Source organism: Pseudomonas putida, from assembly GCF_005080685.1.
Taxonomy (GTDB): Bacteria; Pseudomonadota; Gammaproteobacteria; order Pseudomonadales; family Pseudomonadaceae; genus Aquipseudomonas; species Aquipseudomonas putida_V.
In genome coordinates this window covers 1791651-1812539 of the sequence record NZ_CP039371.1, presented here as the reverse complement: position 1 = coordinate 1812539, position 20889 = coordinate 1791651, and the positions used below count along the sequence as shown (strand labels likewise).

The window sequence follows — 20889 nt, the reverse complement described above, 5'->3', positions numbered from 1 at the left end:
CCGCTTTGAATGAGGCGGCATTATAGCGTTGGGGCCGCCATGCGGCCCCGTTTCATTCAGTGGGCGAAGATCGACCCGCCCTCCTTGCCGACCATTTTCTCCGGTTTGATCAGGAAACGTGCCAGTGCAGGCAAAAGCCACAATGCACCGAACATGTTCCACAGCAGCATGAAGGTAAGCATCAAGCCCATGTCGGCCTGGAACTTGATCGCCGAGAAGATCCAGGTGCACACGCCGATGGCCAGGCACAGACCGGTGAACAGCACCGCCTTGCCGGTCGAGCGCAGGGTCTGGTAGTAGGCCTCCTGCAGCGGCAGCCCGGCACGCAGGAAGCTTTCCAGGCGGCTGTAGATATAGATGCCGTAGTCCACGCCGATACCCACGCCCAGCGCCACCACCGGCAGGGTGGCGACCTTGACGCCAATACCCATGAACGCCATCAGCGCATTGCCCAGCACCGAGGTCAGCACCAGCGGCAGGACGATGCACAAGGTGGCGGCGAACGAACGGAAGGTGATCATGCACATCACCGCCACGCACAGGTACACCAGCACCAGGATGGTCAGCTCTGCCGACTTGATCACCTCGTTGGTCGCCGCCTCGATCCCGGCGTTGCCGGCCGCCAGAAGGAACTGCAGGCCCTCCTTGTCATGGCTGTCGGCAAAGGCCTCGGCCGCCGTGGTGACCCGCTCCAGGGTCTCGGCCTTGTGGTCGTTGAGGAACACCAGCACCGGCGCCAGCGAACAGTCGGCGTTGTACAGCCCATCGGCGCGAGCGATGGAGTTGTTGAGCACGTCCGGATTGCGCGACAGCGTCTCCCACTTCAGGCTGCCCTCGTTCATGCCCTTGATCACCTGCTTGGACACGGTGACCAGGGAAATCGCCGATTGCACGCCCGGGGTGTTTTCCATGGTCCACATCAGCTCGTCGATCGGTGCCATGGTCGAGTGGATCGAGCAGCTCTCCGGCGGGGTCTTGACCATGATCACCAGCACGTCCGAGCTGGTCGAATAGTTGCTGATGATGAAGTTGTTGTCCTGGTTGTAGCGCGAATCGGGGCGCAGCTCCGGAGCGCCCTGGTCGAGGTCGCCGATCTTCAGGTGCTGGCTGTACCAGAGGCCGCCGGCGAAGGCGACGAGGGCCAGGGCAATGGACACTGGCGCCACCTTGGCACTGGCGAAATTCGACAGCAGGCGCCAGAACGGATGCTCGCGGGTTGCATCCTTCTTGCTACGTTCGATGGCCTTGTTGCTGATGCCGATATAGGAAATGGCCACCGGCAACAGGATCAGGTTGGTGAAGACGATCACCGCCACGCCGATCGAGGCGCCGATGGCCAGTTCGCGAATCACCCCGATGTCGATGATCAGCAGGGTGATGAAGCCCACGGCATCGGCAAGAATGGCGATCATCCCGGGCAGGAACAACTGGCGGAACGTGCGCCGCGCCGCGGTCAGGGCGTTGTCGGCATCGCTGGACTGCAAGGCGATGCCGTTGATCTTCTGCACGCCATGGGAAATACCGATGGCGAAGATCAGGAACGGCACCAGCATCGAGTAGGGGTCGAGGCCGAACCCCACCGCGTGCATCAACCCCAGCTGCCACACCACCGCCACCAGGGTAGTGACCAGCACGGCGATGGTGCTGCGCATGCACCAGGTGAACCAGTACAACAGGGCCCAGGTGATCGCCAGGGCCACGCCGAAGAACATCGCCACCATCACCAGGCCGTCGATGAGGTCGCCGACCTTCTTGGCGAAGCCGACGATGTGGATCTTCACGTTGGGGTTCTGCGCCTGGTACTTGTCGCGGATCTTTTCTTCGAGCTGGTGGGAAAACTGCTGGTAGTCGAGCTTGACCAGCTGGCCGGGGTCCTGCGGATCGGGATAGCTTTCCAGCAGCGGCACGTCGACAATGCTGGACTTGAAGTTGTTACCCACAAGGCGCCCAACCTGGCCCGACTTGAGCACGTTGTCACGCAGTGCATCGAGGCTCTGCGGCGAGCCGTCGTAGGTGTTGGGTATCACCTCGCCGCCGGAGAAACCTTCCTCGGTCACCTCGGTCCAGCGCACGCTGGGGCTCCACAACGACTTGAGCCCGGCACGGTCGACGCCGGGGATGTAGAACACCTCGTCGTGAATCTGCCGCAGGGTCTCCATGTAGGCCGGGTCGAAGATGTCGCCGTTCACCGCCTCCACCGAAATGCGCACGGTATTGCCGAGGTTGGCCAGGTCGTTGCGGTGGGCCATCATCTGTTCGATGAACGGGTGCTCGAGCGGAATCATCTTCTCGAAGCTGGTTGACGGCCGGATCTGCGTGGCCTGCCAGAACAGCAGCACGCTGACCAGCAGGCACAGCACGATCACCGCTGGGCGATTGTTGAAGATGATCCGTTCGAGCAAGGATGCCTTGTTCTGGCGGTGCGGATGCACGGCAATGCTTTCACGACTGGTCATGGGCGTACCTGCGTGGCGCCTTCGGCGCTGGCCAAGTGGATACCACCCTGCCCCACCAGCAGCAGACCGCCACCGGCCAGGCCAGTGGCGCCGGCCAGGGCGATGCGATCGGCGCGGTTGTAGACGGTGAAGCTCTGGCCCTGGTCATGGCTGCGCAGAACGCTGCCGCCGTTGCCGACCAGCACCAACGAGCCGTCGTCGAGCAGGCTGGCACTGGCCAGGCCGAAGGCGAACGTGCCACGGCTGGCTTGCAGGGCGATGGGCTGCCAACTGTCGCCGAAGTCACTGGAGCGCAGCAGGTTGCCACGCAGGCCATAGACCAGCAGGGTATGAGGTTGACCGGTACCGATCACGCCGAACAGCGAGCCCTCGTAGGGGCTCTGGACCTTGGCCCAGGTCTGGCCGTTATCGGCGGAGCGGAACATGCTGCCCTGCTCGCCGACGATGAACAGGCCGCTGCCGGCGACCTGGGCGATTCCATTGAGGTGCAGTTGGTCCGGGTTGTCGAGCCGCTCGGCGACATCCTGCCAGTGTTGGCCGCCATCGGTGGTTTCCAGCAGCGCCCCGTAGGCGCCCACGGCAAAGCCGTGCTGGGCATCGAGCATGCCGATGTCGAGCAGCGGCGCTTCGCGGGCCAGGTCTTCGAACTGCTTGCTCCAGGTGGCGCCGCCATCGGTGCTGGCGAGGATCTGCGCGTCGTGGCCGACGGCCCAGCCGCGCTTGTCGTCGACGAAGGTCACGGCGGTGAGCAGTTGTCGGGTGGGCACCCGCGCCTGGGTCCAGGTATTGCCCTGGTCGTCGGAAAACAGGATATGGCCGCGATCGCCGACCACCACCAGGCGCTTGCCGGCATGGGCGGCATCGATCAGCAGGCTCTGGCTGGCCTTGGCCGATTCGCTGGAATACGCATCGTTGCCGGCCGCCTGCGCGGACCCGGCCCCCATTCCCAATGCCAGCGCAAGCATCGCGCCGGTCGCCAACGGCCAGGCGCCTCGCCTGGCCTGCGTCATCGCCCGCTCCCTCATGACCGTCCCCTGTTGTGTTCTTTTTGGTGGGTGGGTGCTGTGAAAAGCCTGCGATAGAGGCTCGCAGCAGCCTGGGCCGATCGTATCGGGGAACGTTGCGCGAATACAACGAACGGGACGTTATGTTTTGTTAACCGCCAAAAAACTGGGGCCGCTGCGCGGCCCATCTCAGGCAAGCCAGCTCCCACAGGTACAGCGCCGCGCTCGAGCAGTGCATTGTCCCTGTGGGAGCTGGCTTGCCTGCGATGGGCTGCACAGCAGCCCCAGGATCCAGCAAGCTTACGCCAGGCTCTTGCTCACCACTTCATACACATCGCTGGACAGCTCACCGGAGGCGAGAATCCGCTCCAGCTCGCCCTTCATCAGCGCCTGACGCGCATCGTCGTACTTGCGCCAGCGGGTCAGCGGCGCCAGTTGACGCGAAGCGATCTGCGGGTTCAAGGCATTGAGCTCGATCACCAGGTCCGCCAGGAAGCGATAGCCCGAGCCATCGGCCGCATGGAAGTTGACCAGGTTCTGCCCAGCGAAGGCACCGATCAGCGCACGCACCTTGTTCGGGTTCTTCATTGTGAACGCCGGGTGCTGCATCAACGCCTTGACACGGGCCAGGCCGCCCGGCAAGGCGCTGGCCGCCTGCACGCTGAACCACTGGTCCATCACCAGCGGATTGTCCTTGAAGTGCTCGGCGAAGGCCTCCAGGGCCTTGGCCCGCTCGGCCTCGAACGGCGAGTTGACCAGCACGGCCAGCGCGGTCAGGCGCTCGGTCATGTTGTCGCAATGCTCGAACTGCTCCAACGTCGCCTCCAGCACCTGCGCCTGGCCACTCAACATCAGGTAGGACAGGGCGATGTTCTGCAGGCTGCGGCGGGCAAAGTGTTCGGCCGAGGCCACGTAGGCCGTCTGGCGCGACACTTCGCGATTGGCCTGGTAACGCGCCCACAAGGCATCGAACAGCTGCGTGGCGATCTGCTGGCGGGCGAACTCGCGGGCAGCGTGGATGGCATCGACATCGGCCACCTGGCTGATCTCGGTAAGGTAGGCCTCGCCCGGCAGCGAGAGCATCTCGGCGACCATGGCCGGGTCCAGCGACGCGTTGCCCAGCACGGTACCCAAAGCGGTGATCAGACGCTGGTCGAGCACCAGCGCTTCGCCACGCTGGTGCTGGCCGATGAGCTCCTGCAGCGCCTGTACCGCCAACTGCTGCCCCGCTTCCCAGCGGTTGAAGCCGTCGCTGTCGTGCTGCATGAGGAACATCAGCTGGTCGCGGTCGTAGGGGAAGCTCAGCTTGACCGGGGCGCTGAAGCCGCGCAGCAGCGACGGCAGCGGCTTGGCCTGGATGCCCTGGAAGGTGAAGGTCTGCTCGGCCTCGGTCACCGACAACACGCGGCTGGTCTGGGTAGCAGCGGCCTCACCGACCAATTGCAGTACCAGGTCATTGCCCTCGGCGTCGAGCAGGCCCAGTTCCACCGGGATCACGAACGGCAGTTTCTCGGCCTTGTCCGGGGTCTGCGGGCAGCTCTGGCGGAAGGTCAGGCTGTAGGTCTGCGCGGCGCCGTCATAGGCCTCGCTGACTTCCAGGCGCGGCGTGCCGGCCTGGTTGTACCAACGCTTGAACTGGGTGAAGTCGACGCCGTTGGCGTCTTCCATGGCCTTGATGAAGTCGTCGGTGGTCACCGCCTGGCCATCGTGGCGCTCGAAGTACAGGTCGCTGCCCTTGCGGAAGCCCTCGGCACCCAGCAAGGTGCGCACCATGCGCACCACTTCGGCGCCCTTCTCGTACACCGTGAGGGTGTAGAAGTTGGAAATCTCGATGAAGCTGTCGGGGCGCACCGGGTGCGCCATCGGGCCTGCATCCTCGGCGAACTGGTGGGTGCGCAGGTAGGCGACGTCCTCGATGCGCTTGACCGTGCGCGAGTTCATGTCGGCGCTGAACTCGGCATCGCGGAACACCGTGAAGCCTTCCTTGAGCGACAGCTGGAACCAGTCGCGGCAAGTCACGCGGTTGCCCGACCAGTTGTGGAAGTACTCGTGGGCGACCACCCCTTCGACGCGCTGGTGGGCGGCGTCGGTGGCGGTTTCGGCGCGGGCCAGCACGCAGCTGGAGTTGAAGATGTTGAGGCCCTTGTTCTCCATCGCGCCCATGTTGAAGTCGTTGACCGCAACGATCATGAAGATGTCCAGATCGTACTCACGGCCATAGACTTCCTCGTCCCAGCGCATCGACTTCTTCAGGCTGACCATGGCGTGGTCGCACTTGTCGATGTTCTCGGGCTCGACGTAGATGCGCAGGGTCACGTCGCGGCCCGACTGGCGCACGAACGTGTCCTCGACGCACCACAGGTCACCGGCAACCAGCGCGAACAGGTAGGCCGGTTTCATGAACGGATCTTCCCAGGTCGCCCAGTGCCGGCCATCTTCGCCCTGGCCCTTCTCGAAGGTGCCGCTGCCGACCGGGTTGCCGTTGCTGAGCAGCACCGGGTAGCGATGCTGTTCGGCGATCACCGTGGTGGTGAAGGTGCTCATCACGTCCGGGCGGTCGAGGTAGTAGGTGATCTTGCGAAAGCCCTCGGCCTCGCACTGGGTGCAGAACATCTTGCCCGACTTGTACAGGCCTTCCAGTGCCGTGTTGCTCTCGGGGTGGATCTTCACGCTGGTATCGAGGGTGAAGCGCTCGGCCTTGGGCTGCACGGTCAGGCTGTCGGCGTCGAGCTGGTAGGCGCCAGCCTGCAGCTCCTCGTCGTCCAAGGAGGCGCGCAGCAGCTCCAGCTGCTGGCCGTCGAGCACCAGTGGCGGCAGGCCGGCACCGCGCGCCGGGTTGCGGCGCATCACCAATTGCGCGTGCACCAGGGTGTGGTCCTCGAACAGCTCGAAGGTCAGGTGCGTCTCGTCGATCAGGTACTCGGGCGCCCGGTAATCCTTGAGGTAGATCACTTGCGGTTGTTCAGTGCGCATGTGCAGGTCCTTTTACTGGAGCACGGCCAGCTGGTAGGCCGTGTACTTGCGAATGTTGATCACGCCGGTGTCGAAGATCAGGTACTGGCCCTTGATGCCCAGCAGCGTGCCTTCCACCACGGGGTTCTTGTCGAGGTTGAAGCTGACGATCTTCGTTGGATAGGCCTCGACCGGGTATTTCATCTGCACCACTTCGGCGTCGGGCAGCGGCTGGATGGCCTGCAGGCCAAAACGCTGCTGCAACTCGCGCAGGCCATCGGCGCAGGCGTCGAAAATCTGTTCGCGTACGGCGACCAGGTCGAGCACTTCGGCATCGCCTTTGAGCAACGTGCGCCAGTTGGTGCGGTCAGGCACCTGGCTGCGCAGCAGGTCTTCGACCAGGCCCGATTGCTGGCGGGTGGCCACGCGCATGATCGGCAGCGCCTGGCTGGCGCCCTGGTCGAGCCAGCGGGTGGGCAACTGCGTGGCACGGGTGATGCCGACCTTGATGCCCGAAGAGTTGGCCAGGTACACCACATGGTCGGTCATGCAGAACTGCTCGCCCCACGACGGCTCGCGGCAGGTGCCGGCGTCGTAGTGGCAGCGTTCCGGGGCCATGATGCACACGTCGCATTGGGCCAGCTTGGTCATGCACGGGTAGCAATAACCCTGGCTGAAGCTGGTCTTGGTGCGCTTGCCGCAATGGCTGCAATGAATGGCGCCAAGGTATTCAAGGCGCAGGCGCTGGCCGATCATGGGGTTGACCGGCACCTGCGTGTCACCCAGGCGGAAGCTGTACTGCACCAGCGGGGCTTCGAGGCGCACCGCCATCTTGCTCAAGGAGCCACGAGCGAGTTCGATCAATGTACCGAGTCCGACTTGAACAGGATGTTGGCAATCGGCGCCGACTTCGAGGCGCATTCCTGCGGGCCCATGTAGCCGGTGCGCTGCTCTTCGGGCAGGTTCTTCATCTCCCAGGCGATCACCGCCTGCAGCGACAGCTCCTTCTGCTCGGCAGTGAGCTTGCGCCCGTCCGACCATTTGCCGATTTCCACGGCCGTTTTCAGGCTCTCGTAGATTTCCGGGGTGATGTTTTCGATCATTTGCGCAAAAGTGGACATAGCGTCTCCTCAATCAAGCCGACAGTTTACGCCGGGCCAGCCATCCACCCAAGAGCCCTGTCAGGCATCCGATGAGCAGACCACCGACGTGGGCGGCATTGGCGATCTGGCCGAAGCCGAGTTGGTCTACCAGGCCGCTCAGGCACACCAGCAGCCAGATGAGCATCATCGCGATCACGCTCCTGGGCAGGCTGAAATAGCGGTTGGGGGCCAGCCACTGGAACAGCCAGACATGCCCCAGCAGGCCGTAGAGCACGCCGGACAAGCCGCCGAACAGGCTCGGCCCACTGGCGTAGTGCTGGGCCAGGTTGGACACCAGGCTGAACAGCAGGGTCAGCCCCAGCAGCATCCAGGCGCCCTGGCGCAGTTCGATGCGCTTGCCCAGCTCCCAGTACCACAGGGCGTTCATCACCAGATGCAGCACGCCGAAATGCAGCAGCATCGGCGATATCAGCCGCCACCACTGGCCCTCGCCCAGGCCCTGGGCCAGCGAGGTGAAGTACAGGTAGTCGCCCTGCACGTCGAAGTCGAGGAAGGTGAACCAGCGGATGGTCGACAGGTTGTCGCCCAGCCCGGTGATACCGGCGACGATCAGGCACAGCAGCAGCACGGCAGCGGTGACCTTGCAGGCGCGGGCCTGGGCCAGCAGAGACGGCTGGGGCGCCGGCCCGGCAGGCCCCCCGTGGCCACCGGGCCGGTCACGTCGGCATTGCCGTCGGGAAAGCGCCGGTACAGCTCCCTGACTTGCTCGGCGAGGGTGTCCGGCGCCCAGAGCACCTGCGACTCGCCCTCGACGCTGACCCGGTGCGGCAGCCTCAGGCGCTGCAACAGGTCGACGAACCCGCTGAGGTCCTGCTGCAGCGGCAGGCGCATCACCTCGACGATGTTCATGGTTGCACCTGCGGGCGCTCGACATCGACCCAGACGAACTTGTGCGGGTCGATACGGGTTTCGTCGTCCAGCCGATAGGCCGCCAGCTTGCCGTACAGCACCGCGCTGTAATCCAGGCACGCCAGGTTGGCGCGGATCGGCGACGGCCGGCCGCTGCGCCAGTAGTGGCCGACGAACAGCAAGGGCTCGTCCTCGGCATAGCGCAACAGGGCGTTCTTCTGCTTGGGGTCGAGCGGCGTGCTGGCCACAGCTTCCGGCAGAGCATCGGGCTGGAAGACGATATCGCCGTAGGTCTGCGGGTCTTCTTCCCAGAACTTGGTGCGGAAGAACGCCCGCGTCAGGCCATCGCCACCGGTCAGCGTCAGGCCATCGGGCAGGCGCATGTCGGTGCCGCGCAACAGGCGATTGCACACCGTGGCGGCAAAACTGCCGGACACCGCCGACGCCTGGATGAAATGCTCGTCGATGCAGCCATCGGGGTATTGCTGGCGCAGCGGCTCGATCAGGCGCGGATCCCAGCAGGCATGCACCAGGCGGAAGCGCCCGGCGTCGACGAACAGTGGCATCTCGTAGAACCACTGCAGGAAGTCATGCCAGTCGCCAGGATGCTGGGCGAACTGGGTCAGCGTTTCGTCGATCAGGCGCGCATGGCGCGGCGTATGCTCGCGCACGAAGGCCTTGCCACTGCCGGGCAGCGCCGGGGTGACCCAGCCCAGGGCGTTGTATTCATGGTTGCCCATGATGCAGAACGCCTGGCCGGCCTCGACCATGTCATGGACGATGTGCAGCGCCTCGCGGATGCGCGGGCCGCGGTCGACGATGTCGCCAAGGAACAGCGCCTGGCGCCGGGGATGGCGCCAGACACCGGCGACACGCTTGTAGCCGAGGGCATCGAGCAAACGTTCGAGGGTGTGCGCACAACCGTGAACATCGCCGATGATGTCGAAACTTCGCGCCGGATCGAGCATCAGTCGTCCCTACCTCCCAGGCGGCTGCCCCAGCCGAGCTTGGTGCGGCAGACCTCGTAGTAGTTGTGATCGAGCGGATGGATCAGGCGCAGCTTTTGCGCTTTCTTGCTCACCGTGATGGTGTCGCCGGGGGCGCAGGTGAAGTGGTTCTGGCCGTCGCAGGACACCTGCGGGTAGATCTGCAGGTCCTTGGACACCACGATCTTCAATTCGCTGTTGCCGTCGACCACGATCGGCCGACCCGACAAGGTGTGCGGGTACATCGGCACGATGACGATGGCATCGAGCTTGGGGTGCATGATCGGCCCTCCGGCGGACAGCGCATACGCGGTCGAGCCGGTCGGCGTGGCGACGATCAGGCCGTCGGCCTTCTGGCTGCAGACGAACTGGCCGTCGATGTAGATCTCGAACTCGATCATCCGGGTCGACTTGCCAGGGTGCAGGACCACATCGTTGAGCGCGTCGCCCTGGCCGATGGCTTCGTGATGGCGACGTACCTCGGCGCTCAACAGGAAGCGGTTCTCCACCAGGTAATGGCCGTCGAGCACCTCGGCGACCTTTTCTTCAAGCTCGTCCGGGCGGATGTCGGTCAGAAAGCCCAGGTTGCCGCGGTTGATCCCCAGCACCGGGATGTTGTGCCGCGCCAGCGCGCGGGCGGCGCCGAGCAGGCTGCCGTCGCCGCCGACCACGATGACCAGGTCGCAGACCTCGCCCAACAGCTTGCGCGTCGAGGTTTGCAGGCCGTGCCCGGGCAGCACTTCGGCGATGGTGTCCTCGAGGATCACGTGGAGGTGGCGCTCGAGGAGGAATTTTTTCAGTCGGCGAATGGTGTCGAGCACCTGCGAGCTGCCGAGGCGTCCGATGATACCGATATTGCGAAATTGCTCCATGGGGCTCCTGCGAGGCTCTGCGGCGGGTGACTATGCCGGGATTATGGGCGAAACGACCGGGCAGCGGCAAACCGGCTATGCTCGCAGCATGATGCCCTTCCCCGCACTCCAGCACCTGCCCCGTCAACTGCGCCAGCCTGCCGTACGCGACCTGGCGTGGGCGCTGCTGTCGCCGCCGCTGCTCGACACCCCGCCCTGCCCCCAGCGCCACCCCCTGGCCGGCAGTGCCTGGGCGGCCGACCCGCAGCGCCTGCACGACTGGTTGCTGGCCCTGGACGACGATGCCCAGGCTCTGCATGCCTGGCTGGCGCGCATCACCAGCCGGCGCCTGGGGTTGTATTACGAAGGCCTGTGGCAATTTGCCCTGGCGCAGGCGCCGGGGGTCGAGCTGTTGGCCGCCAACCTGGCGATTCGCGCCGAGGGTCGCACCCTGGGTGAACTGGACATCCTGCTGCGCGACGGCGACGGCACCCACCACCTGGAACTGGCGATCAAGCTTTACCTCGGGCCCACCGAAGGGGACGGGCGCGATGCCGCGCAATGGCTGGGACCGGGGTGTCATGACCGCCTGGGCAGCAAGCTGGCGCACGTGGCCGGGCACCAGTTGCCGATGTCGGGCGATGCGCGCAGTCGCGAAATGCTGGCCGGGCTTGGCGTCGGGCAGTTGCAGGCGCACCTGTGGCTGGGAGGCTACCTGTTCTATCCCTGGCCTGGGCATGCCGACGCGCCTGCGGGGGCCAATCCCGAACATTTACGTGGGCGCTGGGTGCGTCGGCGGGACTGGCCACTGGGTGATGAGGCGCGCTGGCAGCCTGTGGCGCGGCAGGCCTGGCTGGCGCCCGTACGGGTCATGGCCGACGAATGCTGGACGCCGGCACAGTTCGCGCAGTGGCTGGCGGCGTTGCCGGAACGTGCCCCAGCGCAGTTGCTGGTGAGATTGGAACAGGAAGCCGATGGCGCCTGGCAAGAGGTCGAGCGGGTATTTCTGGTGGCCGACAGCTGGCCGCATCTACCTGGCGTCTGAAGAGGCCCGCGCAAACGACACAATTTTCACCGACCTGGCGCAAAGCTTTAATCCCTACAGCGATTACAGTTACCCCCGAGCGCCAAAAAGAGCGCCACCATCGACCTGATGAAGAGGAAAACCCATGGTGTCATCCAACCCACCGGCCCACTACGCACGGCTCTCCATCGCCCTGCACTGGCTGATGCTGATACTGCTGGCCGCCGTCTACGCCTGCATCGAGTTGCGCGGCCAGTTCCCCCGCGACAGCGCCGAACGCAACCTGATGAAAGACCTGCACTTCATGCTCGGTCTGAGCGTCTTCGTGCTGGTCTGGCTGCGCCTGGCCGTGCGCCTGAGCCGCCCGACCCCGCCGATCGTGCCCAAGCCCCCGGCCTGGCAGACCGGCCTTGCGCACTTGATGCACCTGGCGCTGTACCTGCTGATGATCGGCCTGCCCCTGGCCGGCTGGCTGATCCTCAGTGCCGCCGACAAGCCGGTGCCGTTCTATGGCCTGGAACTGCCGCACCTGATCGGCCCGAACCCCGACCAGGCCAAGTTCATCAAGGGCTGGCACGAGCGCGTGGGTAGTTGGGGTTACTGGCTGATCGGGCTGCATGCCCTGGCCGGGCTGTACCACCACTACGTGCAACGCGATAACACGCTGCTGCGCATGCTGCCCTACAAGTAACCGCGTCGCCCCTGCAACCCGCCGGTATGCACGAAGATCAACCGCGTACCGGCGGCGAACAGGCCCGCCTCGACCTGCTCGCGCAGCGCCAGCAAGGCCTTGCCGGTATACAGCGCTTCGAATGGCACGCCACTGTGCCGCTCGCTGTCGGCGATGAACGCCTGCAAGTCATCGTCGAGCCTGGCGAAACCACCCCGACACGCCTCGTGCAACTGGTAGCCGCTACTGCCGGCCAGTGCCTCCACCGTTTGCGCCACACCGTGGCTGGCCGGCACCGCCAGCGCACCGTGTACCGCGTGCCTGCCGCTTTCCGCCAGCACCAGGCCCGCCAGGGTCGTGCCAGTGCCTGCGGCCAGCCACCAGGCGTGGTAGTCCGGCCAACCGAGTGTCGCCAGTTGCGCCCGGGCCTGATCGACGATCAGCGCACAGCCTTCGGCGCCTGCCAGGCCACCGCCGCCTTCGGGGATACAGTGCCAACCAGGGTAGCGGGCCTGCCAGAGTGTCCAGAAACCTGGCGCATGGCGTTCGCGGTAGCCGCCGTAGCCCAGCCAGTGCAGCTCCATGCCCATGGCCTGGAGGTCTCGCACCGTGGGGGTATCCTGGGCATGGCCACGCAACAGCCCGGCGGTGGCGAAACCGAAGCGCTTGCCTGCGGCGGCCAGGGCGTGCAGGTGATTGGAATGGTTGCCGCCGAGGCTGATCAGGCCGGAGGCGCCGGACTGCCGGGCGTGCTGCAGGTGATGGCGGAGTTTGAACCATTTGTTGCCACTGATCAGCGGGTCGATCAGGTCCAGGCGCAGGATGGCGACCTGGATCCTGGCTTGGTGGAGCCAGGGGAGGTTCAGGGGTTGAAGGGGCGCTTGGGGGAGATCGTCGGGATTCATGGGGCGGCAGCTTAGCAGGGGTGGTTGGATTGGGCTGCGCCTGCTTTGAGAAGGGTCGCGGCGCTTCGCGGATGCGTGCGCTGGAGAGGTGTGGTGCCGCACACATCGAGCGCCGCCCGCGCGGCGCATCGCGACGCAAGGCCGCTCCCACATCTGTTTCGGGCCAATTTTGTCTGGTAGGCCATGGTGGTCAGCCTGGCGGGCCCGGTGCGATATCTGTGTTGGCGCAGGGCGCACCCCGATATTCCGTGGTGCCCCCAAAGGCGAACAACCATGGCCTGACAGACAGTGGCACGTTGCAACAAATGTGGGAGCGGCCTTGCGTCGCGATGCGCCGCGCGGGCGGCGCTCGATGTGTGCGGCACCACACCTCTCCAGCGCACACTTCGCGATGCGCCGCGCGGGCGGCGCTCGATTTCGGCGGCACCCCAACTCCCAAGCGCACACTCCGCGATGCGCCGCGCGGGCGGCGCTCGATTTCGGCGGCACCCCAACTCCCAAGCGCACACTCCGCGATGCGCCGCGCGGGCGGCGCTCGATATCCGCCACGCTACAAATCCCCAGCCAGCCCCCTCAAAGCTCCGCCGCCAACCTCGACCCCTGGTTGATCGCCCGTTTGGCATCCAGCTCCGCCGCCACGTCCGCGCCACCGATCAGGTGCACCGACTGCCCCGCCGCCACCAGCCCATCCTGCAGCTCGCGCAGAGGCTCCTGGCCTGCGCAGATCACCACATTGTCCACCGCCAGCAACTGCGGCTCGGCCTCGCCGATACGGATGTGCAACCCGGCATCGTCGATCTTCAGGTACTCGACGCCGTTGAGCATCTGCACCCGCTTGTTCTTCAACCCCGTGCGGTGGATCCAGCCGGTGGTCTTGCCCAACCCATCGCCCACTTTCGAAGTCTTGCGCTGCAGCAGGTACACCTGACGCGCTGGTGCATGGGGCTCAGGCTTGATGCCCGCCACCCCACCACGGGCCTCCAGGTGGGTGTCGATCCCCCACTCCTTCCAGAATGCCTCGCGGTCCAGGCTGGTGGCCACACCCTCGTGCACCAGGTATTCGGACACATCGAAGCCGATACCACCGGCACCGATCACCGCCACCGATTTGCCGACCGGCTTGCGCTGCAGCAGGACATCCAGGTAGCTCAGCACCTTGTCGTGCTCGATCCCCGGGATGGCCGGGGTACGAGGCGCGATGCCGGTGGCGAGGATCACCTCGTCATAGCCCCCGGCCAACAAGGTTTCGACATCCACCCGGGTGTTCAGGCGCAGCTCGACGCCAGTGGTGCGCACCTTGTTGCGGAAATAGCGCAGGGTCTCGTTGAATTCTTCCTTGCCCGGCACCCGCTTGGCCACGTTGAACTGGCCGCCGATTTCGCTGGCCGAATCGAACAGCACAACCTCGTGCCCACGCTCGGCAGCGACCGTGGCCGCCGCCAAGCCAGCTGGCCCTGCGCCGACCACGGCGATGCGCTTGACTGCGCGCACCGGCAGGTAGTTGAGCTCGGTCTCGTGGCAAGCGCGCGGGTTGACCAGGCAACTGGTCAGCTTGCCGCCGAAGGTGTGGTCCAGGCAGGCCTGGTTGCAGCCGATGCAGGTGTTGATCTCGTCGCCGCGCCCGGCGGCGGCCTTGTTGACGAAGTCGGCGTCGGCGAGGAATGGCCGGGCCATCGAGACCATGTCGGCATCGCCCTCGGCCAGCACCGCCTCGGCCACCTCCGGGGTGTTGATGCGGTTGGTGGTGATCAGCGGCAAACGCACCGCGCCGCGCAGCTTGGCGGTGACCTTGCTGAACGCCGCCCGCGGCACCTTGGTGGCGATGGTCGGAATGCGTGCCTCGTGCCAGCCGATACCGGTGTTGATCAAGGTCGCGCCAGCCTGCTCGATGGCCTTGGCCAGTTGCACGATCTCTTGCCAGGTGCTGCCGCCTTCGATCAGGTCGAGCATCGACAGGCGGAAGATGATGATGAAGTTCGGCCCCACCGCCTCGCGTACCCGGCTGACGATCTCCACTGCCAGGCGCATGCGGTTCTCGTAGCTGCCGCCCCAACGATCGCTGCGGTGATTGGTATGGGCGACCAGGAACTGGTTGATGAAGTAGCCTTCCGAGCCCATCACCTCGACACCGTCGTAGCCGGCGCGCTGGGCCAGCACGGCGCAATTGACGAAGTCGTCGATCTGCTTCTGGATGCCCGCCTCGTCCAGCTCCCTGGGCTTGAACGGGTTGATCGGCGCCTGGATCGCGCTGGGTGCGACCAGCCGCGGGCTGTAGGCGTAGCGCCCGGCATGGAGGATCTGCAGGCAGATCTTGCCGCCTGCGCCATGTACTGCCTCAGTGACGATGCGGTGCTTGTCCGCCTCCTCCTCGGTACTGAGCTTGGCTGCCCCGGAATACACCCCGCCTTCGTCGTTTGGCGCGATGCCACCGGTCACCATCAAGCCGACGCCCCCCCGGGCACGCTCGGCAAAGTACGCCGCCATGCGCTCGAAGCCGCCAGGGCGCTCTTCCAGGCCGGTGTGCATCGAGCCCATCAGGGTGCGGTTGCGCAGGGTGGTAAAACCTAGGTCGAGCGGGGCCAGCAGGTGCGGGTAGCGTTCGGCAGCCATGGCGCGGTTCCTTCAATGGCGTGATCACGGGGTGCGGGAAGCTCGCGGGCAGCGGCTTACCGTCGTTTATGGAACAAGACATTAAACAGCCGTTTGAAGCGCCTCAATGATCGAAAATTACAACTTGATGACCAAAACGAACAACCCCCTGCCGAGGCTAAAAACAACCGGCAACGGCTTTGCCGTTCACCTCGCCGCCCTTGTCCGGTAGACTTGCGCCCGGGTGCAAGCTGCATACGGCAGTGAAGCAGGTTAAAAAACTACGCAGGTCGGGCCGCCATGCGGGAGTTCTTGCGCCTATGCAACACACGCCACTGCCTCGTGCCCAGCAACTTGCCGAACGTGCTTTCGCCAACCTCGAACGCTTCCTGCACATCGAAGCCGTCAGCGGCATCGTGCTGCTCATCGCCGCCATCGCCGCGCTGATCTGGGCCAACTCACCTGCTGCCAATAGCTATGACGCGCTGTGGCACACGCCGCTCACCTTCGGCGTCGGCTCGTTGCTGTTCACCCAGTCGCTGCATTTCTGGATCAACGACGGCTTGATGACCATCTTCTTCCTGGTGGTCGGCATGGAAATCCGCCGCGAGATCCACGAAGGCGCCCTCTCCAGCCTGCGCCAAGCCACCCTGCCCATGGCGGCGGCCATCGGCGGCGTGGCGGTACCGGCCTTGCTCTACCTGGGCTTCGGTCACGCCCCGAGCGAACAACAAGGCTGGGCCGTGCCGACTGCCACCGACATCGCCTTCGCCGTCGGCGTGCTGGCGCTGCTCGGCAAATCCATCCCCTCGAACGTGCGCATCTTCCTTCTGGCCCTGGCGATCATCGACGACATCATCGCCGTGCTGATCATTGCCTTCTTCTACTCCGGCGGCCTCGACTACAGCGGTTTCGGCGTTGCCCTGATCGGCCTGGTCATGGTGGTGGGGCTGCAGAAAATCGGCATAGGCTCGGCTTACGCCTATGTGATCCCCGGCGCCATCACCTGGGTCGGTGTCCTGATGACCGGTGCCCACCCGACCCTCGCCGGCGTGGTGCTCGGCCTGATGACGCCCGTTGCCGCAATGCCCATGCGTGAACGCCCACTGGATGCAGTGACGCGTTTCACACAGGAGCTGCTGGGCCGCGCCAAAGCGCCGGAGCGCGACGCCAGCGAACTGATGACCCCACTGAAACACCTGCGCCTGGCCCAGCGCGAACTGGTACCACCGGTAGTCCGTGTCCAGGGCGCCCTGCACCCGTGGGTGGCCTATGGGATCATGCCGCTGTTCGCGCTGGCCAATGCCGGGGTGAGCCTGTCGGGAGTCGACCTGAGCCTCGAGGCGCCGCAATGGGTGATGATCGCCGTGATCGCCGCCCTGGTCGTGGGCAAGCCACTGGGCATCGTCAGCGTCAGCTGGCTGATGGTCCGCCTGGGCTGGTGCTCGCTGCCTGCGGGCGTCACCTGGCGTAGCATCACGCTGATCGGCCTGCTCGCCGGCATCGGCTTCACCATGTCGATCTTCATCGCCAACCTGGCGTTCGTCGACCCAGCCTCTTTGGGCGCGGCGAAACTGGGCGTGCTCTGCGCTTCGCTGATCGCCGCTGCGCTGGGGCTTGCGTGGGGCGCCTGGGGCCTGCGCAAGCACTGAGGCGTCTACCACGTGGGTCGGGTATGCCGGTGCTGAAAAACACGCCATACTCGCGACTTTGTCTAACTGCATGGCACGGACAATGCCCGACCAACCCTCAAGCCCTTTCCCGGCCTTGCGCCGCCTGCGCTGGCGCGAGTGGCGCCAGCGCCTGGCGTTCTGGGTCGGTGCGCTGCTGGTGGGGTTGGTGGCCCTGGCGTTCGCCTGGCTGGCCGATGCGGCGTTCGCCTCGTTCAAGCAGCTGTTGCACTGGGCGCCCTGGTCACCGCTGCTGATTACCCCGCTCGGTTTCGCCGGCCTCACCTGGCTGACCCAGCGCCGCTTTCAGAACGCCAAGGGCAGCGGTATCCCCCAGGTCATCGCAGCCCTGGAAATGCCCTCGCGAAGGTTCCGAGCACAGCTACTCTCGCTGCCTGTGGCAGCCACTCGCATGGCGCTTACCCTCGGCGCCCTGCTGGTAGGGGGATCGGTCGGCCGCGAAGGCCCGACCGTGCACATCGGCGCTGCGGTGCTCTACACCTTCGGCCGCCGCCTGGGCCTGCACGGGCGGCGTACCGTCGCCGGGCTGATCCTCGCAGGGGGCGCCGCCGGCATCGCCGCAGCGTTCAACACGCCACTGGCGGGCGTAGTGTTCGCCATCGAAGAATTGAGCCGCACCTTCGAACAACGCTTCAGCGGCCTGGTACTGACGGCGGTGCTGATCGGCGGCGTGGTCACCTTGGGGCTGATGGGGCACTACGCCTATTTCGGCCAGATCAGCGGCCGCATGCCCGAAGGCTGGGGCTGGAGCGTGGTGCCGGCCTGCGCGGTGCTGGGCGGGTTGCTGGGTGGTTTCTACGCCAAGCTAGTGCTACCCAGTGACCGCGGGATCCTGGGCCGCATGGCGGCGATACGCGGGCGTTATCCCGTGCGTTTCGCTGCCATTTGCGGGCTGTTGCTGGCCGTGCTGGGGGTGATATCCGGCAACCACGTGTTCGGCACCGGCTACGAAGAAACCCGCGCACTGCTCGAAGCAAAGCCGATCACCGACGCGGACTTCCTGGCCTGGAAGTTCCTGGCCAATGTCGTCTCCTATCTTTCCGGCATCCCCGGTGGGCTTTTCTCACCTTCCTTGAGCATCGGGGCAGCCTTCGCACCGTTGCTGGCCTGGCTGCCCGATGTCGACCCACAAGCCTGCGCATTGCTGGGCATGGGTGCCTACCTTGCCGGCGTGACGCGCTCGCCATTGACGGCCTCGGTGATCGTACTGGAACTGACCCACAGCCCGGACCTGGCCATCCCGATGCTGGCCGTCACCTTGCTGGCCGCGGCGATTTCCGGCTGGATCTCGCCTGTGTCGCTCTATCATGCCCTGGCCCGGCAGATCATCGACAAGCTGGCGCCGCGCGAGCCTGCCCAGGTTGCCGCACCGGGCACTACTCCTGTTTGAGCGTTCGGAACCGAAGCTTGCCCACCTTTGGCTAGCCTAGCCAACAGCACCTTGAGCAAAGCCTTGGCGCCGAGCATTCGCCGCCGCCCGGGATATCGTGACAGAATGCCCGACGTCGGCCCGCGCTATCGCCTGGCCCATCACATTTTCAGCGAATACCGAAGCTCCATGCGAAAACTTTTGGCAAGCGCCCTGGCGCTGGTGATGATCGCCGCTCTGTGCGGCTATGGCTTCTGGACCCAGCAGCGCCCGGAAGGCCACTACCTGTCCGACCTGCGCATCGCGCTGGCGATCAACCACGGCGTGCCCGGCGAGCGTGGCAACCTGCTGGGGGTCGAACCGCTGCTCTACCCCAGCGACTACCAGAACCTGCAACGCTTGCACCGCAAGCTCGCCGCCTACCTGGAACAGGCCCGCGCGCAAGGGCTGGTGGGGCCGCGCACGGTGGTAGTGCTGCCGGAACACATCGGCACCTGGTTATGGGCGCGGGGCGAGAAGAAAGAGCTGTACCAGGTCACCCATAGCCGCGAGGCCGAGCAGTGGCTGGAGTTGAGCAACCCACTGCGCTATGGCCTGGCGATGCTCGGCGCCAGGGGTGACGACCGGCGCGCCGACGCCCACCTGCGCATGAAGGCGCAACAGATGGCCAGCGACTACCAGCAGTTGTTCGGCGGCCTGGCCAAGGAATTCGGCGTGACGCTGGTGGCAGGTTCGATCGTGCTGCCCGCGCCCTATGTCGACAATGGCGTACTGCATGCCGGCAGCGGCCCGCTGTTCAACAGCAGCCTGGTGTTCGCCAGCGATGGCTCGTTGCTCGGCCAACCCCAGCACCAGCAGTTCCCGGAGAGCGAAATGCGCCGCTATATCCATGCTGGCCACAAGCACCCGTTGCAGGTGCTCGATACACCCGCCGGACGCCTTGGCGTGCTGGTCGGCAGCGACAGCTGGTATCCGCAGAACCAACAGCAACTGACGCAACAGTCGGTGCAGTTGATCGCCAACCCGGTGTTTCTCAGCGGCAAGGGCAGCTGGCAGGCACCCTGGCGCGGCAACCGCCACCAAGGTGCGGCCGAGCGACTGGGCGTGCAACGCGGAGAGGTCAGCGAGCAGGCGGCCTGGGAACGACTGACCCAGCCGCCCTCGCTCGGGGTGACCAGCATGAGCGTATTCATGCGTGGGCAGTTCTGGGAACAGGGCAGCGACGGCCAGGGCTTCGCCTACCAGGCCGGTGAACTGCTCGCGGGCCGCCCAGCCAGGGCGCGCGCCTGCTCAACCTGTGGCTGTAGCGCGATGCCCCGCCCCCGTGTGCGCCTGGGCGACCTTTCGGTAGGCTTCGTACAACCGCTGGCGGCCGCCCTGAGCGAGCTCGGCCACGACCCACTACCGCTGCTGCGCCGCTACGGCCTGAGCGAGGCGCGCCTGGCCGAGGCCGGAGCACGGTTGTCGATCCCCCGCTACATGCACCTGGGGCATGCCGCCATCGAACTTGCCGGCGAACCGGCCCTGGGCTTGCACATGGGCCATCACAGCCGCCTGGCCCACGCCGGCCTGGCCGGAGTGACGGCGTCTCAGGCCCCCACGGTCGGCGACGCCGCACAAGCCCTGCTGCGCTTCGAGCCGCTGTACGCAGCCAACTACCGGGGCCAGTCGAGCTATCACGAAGACGCCCAGGGCGCCTGGCTGCGCTTTTACTCGATCAGCCCGTACAACGCCTACAATCGCTTCGTGGTCGAGTCCCTCCTGGCCGGCTGGCTGGCCCAACTGTCGGACCTCGCAGGCCAGCCCCTGCAGGCCGAACGCCTGGACATCGAGTTCGATGCGCCGAGCTATGCCGCCCGCTACCAGCCACTGTGCAGCAGCGCCGTGCACTTCGCCGCCGAAGGCAACCAGGTGCGCCTGGGGCGAGCCGCCCTGGACATCGCCAACCCACGCCACTGCCCCAGCACCTGGCAGCACCTGCTGCACCTGTGCGAGGCCGAGATGGCCCAGCGTACCCGGGTGCGTAGCCTGGGCGAACGCATCACCCACCTGCTCGGCCCGCTGCTCAATGGCGGCCGCGAGCCGGACCTGGAAGAAGTGGCGCGCCACCTGCAATTGCCCACCTGGACCCTGCGACGCAAGCTGGCCGAAGAAGGCACTGGATTCCGCGAATTGCTGAACGACACGCGCCGCGACCTTGCCGAGACCTATATCCGCGAAACGGAACTGGCCTTTGGCGAGATTGCGTATTTGTTGGGGTTTGCTTCGGCGGAGGCCTTCCAGCGCGCGTTCAAGCGCTGGACCGGCCTCACACCGGGGGAGTACCGCCGCAACCAGCGGCGGGTGGGCTAAAGCTCGGTGGCGTCGTCTGCCGGTTCCG

Annotated in this window: 14 protein-coding genes and 2 pseudogenes; 6 read left to right on the top strand and 10 right to left on the bottom strand. The window is 65.6% G+C overall.

Annotated features, from left to right (window positions below; translation table 11 throughout):
- Positions 1-56 precede the first annotated feature (56 nt).
- The 8 genes and pseudogenes from E6B08_RS08660 to E6B08_RS08625 all read right to left on the bottom strand — a co-directional run bounded on the left by E6B08_RS08660 (position 57) and on the right by E6B08_RS08625 (position 10282).
- Complete coding sequence (locus E6B08_RS08660; protein WP_192938629.1) at positions 57-2456, bottom strand: efflux RND transporter permease subunit; 2400 nt, start codon at positions 2454-2456, stop codon at positions 57-59.
- Entirely contained in the window at positions 2453-3481 is a 1029-nt protein-coding gene (locus E6B08_RS08655) for a YCF48-related protein (RefSeq protein ID WP_136913627.1), read from the bottom strand. Before E6B08_RS08655 ends, E6B08_RS08660 begins: the two co-directional genes overlap by 4 nt.
- Before the next feature lie 279 nt (positions 3482-3760).
- Positions 3761-6433, bottom strand: a complete 2673-nt coding sequence (gene pepN / locus E6B08_RS08650) for an aminopeptidase N (RefSeq protein ID WP_136913626.1) — start codon at positions 6431-6433, stop codon at positions 3761-3763.
- Between the two features lie 12 nt (positions 6434-6445).
- Complete coding sequence (locus E6B08_RS08645) at positions 6446-7276, bottom strand: DUF2797 domain-containing protein (protein WP_136913625.1); 831 nt, start codon at positions 7274-7276, stop codon at positions 6446-6448.
- Entirely contained in the window at positions 7273-7533 is a 261-nt protein-coding gene (locus E6B08_RS08640; protein ID WP_011532970.1) for a YeaC family protein, read from the bottom strand. Before E6B08_RS08640 ends, E6B08_RS08645 begins: the two co-directional genes overlap by 4 nt.
- Before the next feature lie 13 nt (positions 7534-7546).
- A pseudogene (locus E6B08_RS08635) lies at positions 7547-8424 on the bottom strand (rhomboid family intramembrane serine protease).
- Positions 8421-9392, bottom strand: a complete 972-nt coding sequence (locus tag E6B08_RS08630) for a metallophosphoesterase (RefSeq protein WP_136913624.1) — start codon at positions 9390-9392, stop codon at positions 8421-8423. Before E6B08_RS08630 ends, E6B08_RS08635 begins: the two are co-directional and overlap by 4 nt.
- On the bottom strand, positions 9392-10282 hold the full coding sequence (locus E6B08_RS08625) for an NAD(+) kinase (protein WP_136913623.1): 891 nt from the start codon (positions 10280-10282) through the stop codon (positions 9392-9394). The genes E6B08_RS08630 and E6B08_RS08625 overlap by 1 nt, the downstream gene beginning before the upstream one ends.
- On the opposite strand from E6B08_RS08625, the gene E6B08_RS08620 reads away from it, so the two are divergent.
- Positions 10281-11306 (top strand): DUF1853 family protein, encoded by a 1026-nt coding sequence (locus tag E6B08_RS08620; protein WP_238349294.1) that lies wholly within the window; start codon positions 10281-10283, stop codon positions 11304-11306. The two genes, E6B08_RS08625 and E6B08_RS08620, sit on opposite strands and share 2 nt — an antisense overlap.
- 124 nt (positions 11307-11430) lie before the next feature.
- Positions 11431-11976 carry a cytochrome b gene (locus E6B08_RS08615; RefSeq protein ID WP_136913622.1) on the top strand — a complete coding sequence of 182 codons (546 nt, stop codon included), beginning with the start codon at positions 11431-11433 and terminating at the stop codon, positions 11974-11976.
- On the opposite strand, the gene E6B08_RS08610 is transcribed toward E6B08_RS08615, so the two are convergent.
- Positions 11967-12860, bottom strand: coding sequence for a 1-aminocyclopropane-1-carboxylate deaminase/D-cysteine desulfhydrase (locus E6B08_RS08610; RefSeq protein ID WP_136913621.1), 894 nt, complete (start codon positions 12858-12860; stop codon positions 11967-11969). The genes E6B08_RS08615 and E6B08_RS08610 overlap by 10 nt on opposite strands.
- 573 nt (positions 12861-13433) lie before the next feature.
- The gene (locus E6B08_RS08605) at positions 13434-15470 is read right to left on the bottom strand and encodes an NADPH-dependent 2,4-dienoyl-CoA reductase (protein ID WP_136913620.1); all 2037 of its coding nucleotides are present in this window, start codon (positions 15468-15470) and stop codon (positions 13434-13436) included.
- 299 nt (positions 15471-15769) lie between these two features.
- On the opposite strand from E6B08_RS08605, the gene nhaA reads away from it, so the two are divergent.
- From nhaA to E6B08_RS08585, 4 genes and pseudogenes are all read left to right on the top strand, one after another.
- On the top strand, positions 15770-17101 hold the full coding sequence (gene nhaA / locus E6B08_RS08600; RefSeq protein WP_136913619.1) for a Na+/H+ antiporter NhaA: 1332 nt from the start codon (positions 15770-15772) through the stop codon (positions 17099-17101).
- 82 nt (positions 17102-17183) lie between these two features.
- The gene (locus E6B08_RS08595; protein ID WP_136913618.1) at positions 17184-18530 is read left to right on the top strand and encodes a chloride channel protein; all 1347 of its coding nucleotides are present in this window, start codon (positions 17184-17186) and stop codon (positions 18528-18530) included.
- Positions 18531-18698: 168 nt separating this feature from the next.
- Positions 18699-19816: pseudogene (locus tag E6B08_RS08590) on the top strand (nitrilase-related carbon-nitrogen hydrolase).
- Between the two features lie 4 nt (positions 19817-19820).
- The gene (locus tag E6B08_RS08585) at positions 19821-20861 is read left to right on the top strand and encodes an AraC family transcriptional regulator (RefSeq protein ID WP_136913617.1); all 1041 of its coding nucleotides are present in this window, start codon (positions 19821-19823) and stop codon (positions 20859-20861) included.
- Positions 20862-20889 lie beyond the last annotated feature (28 nt).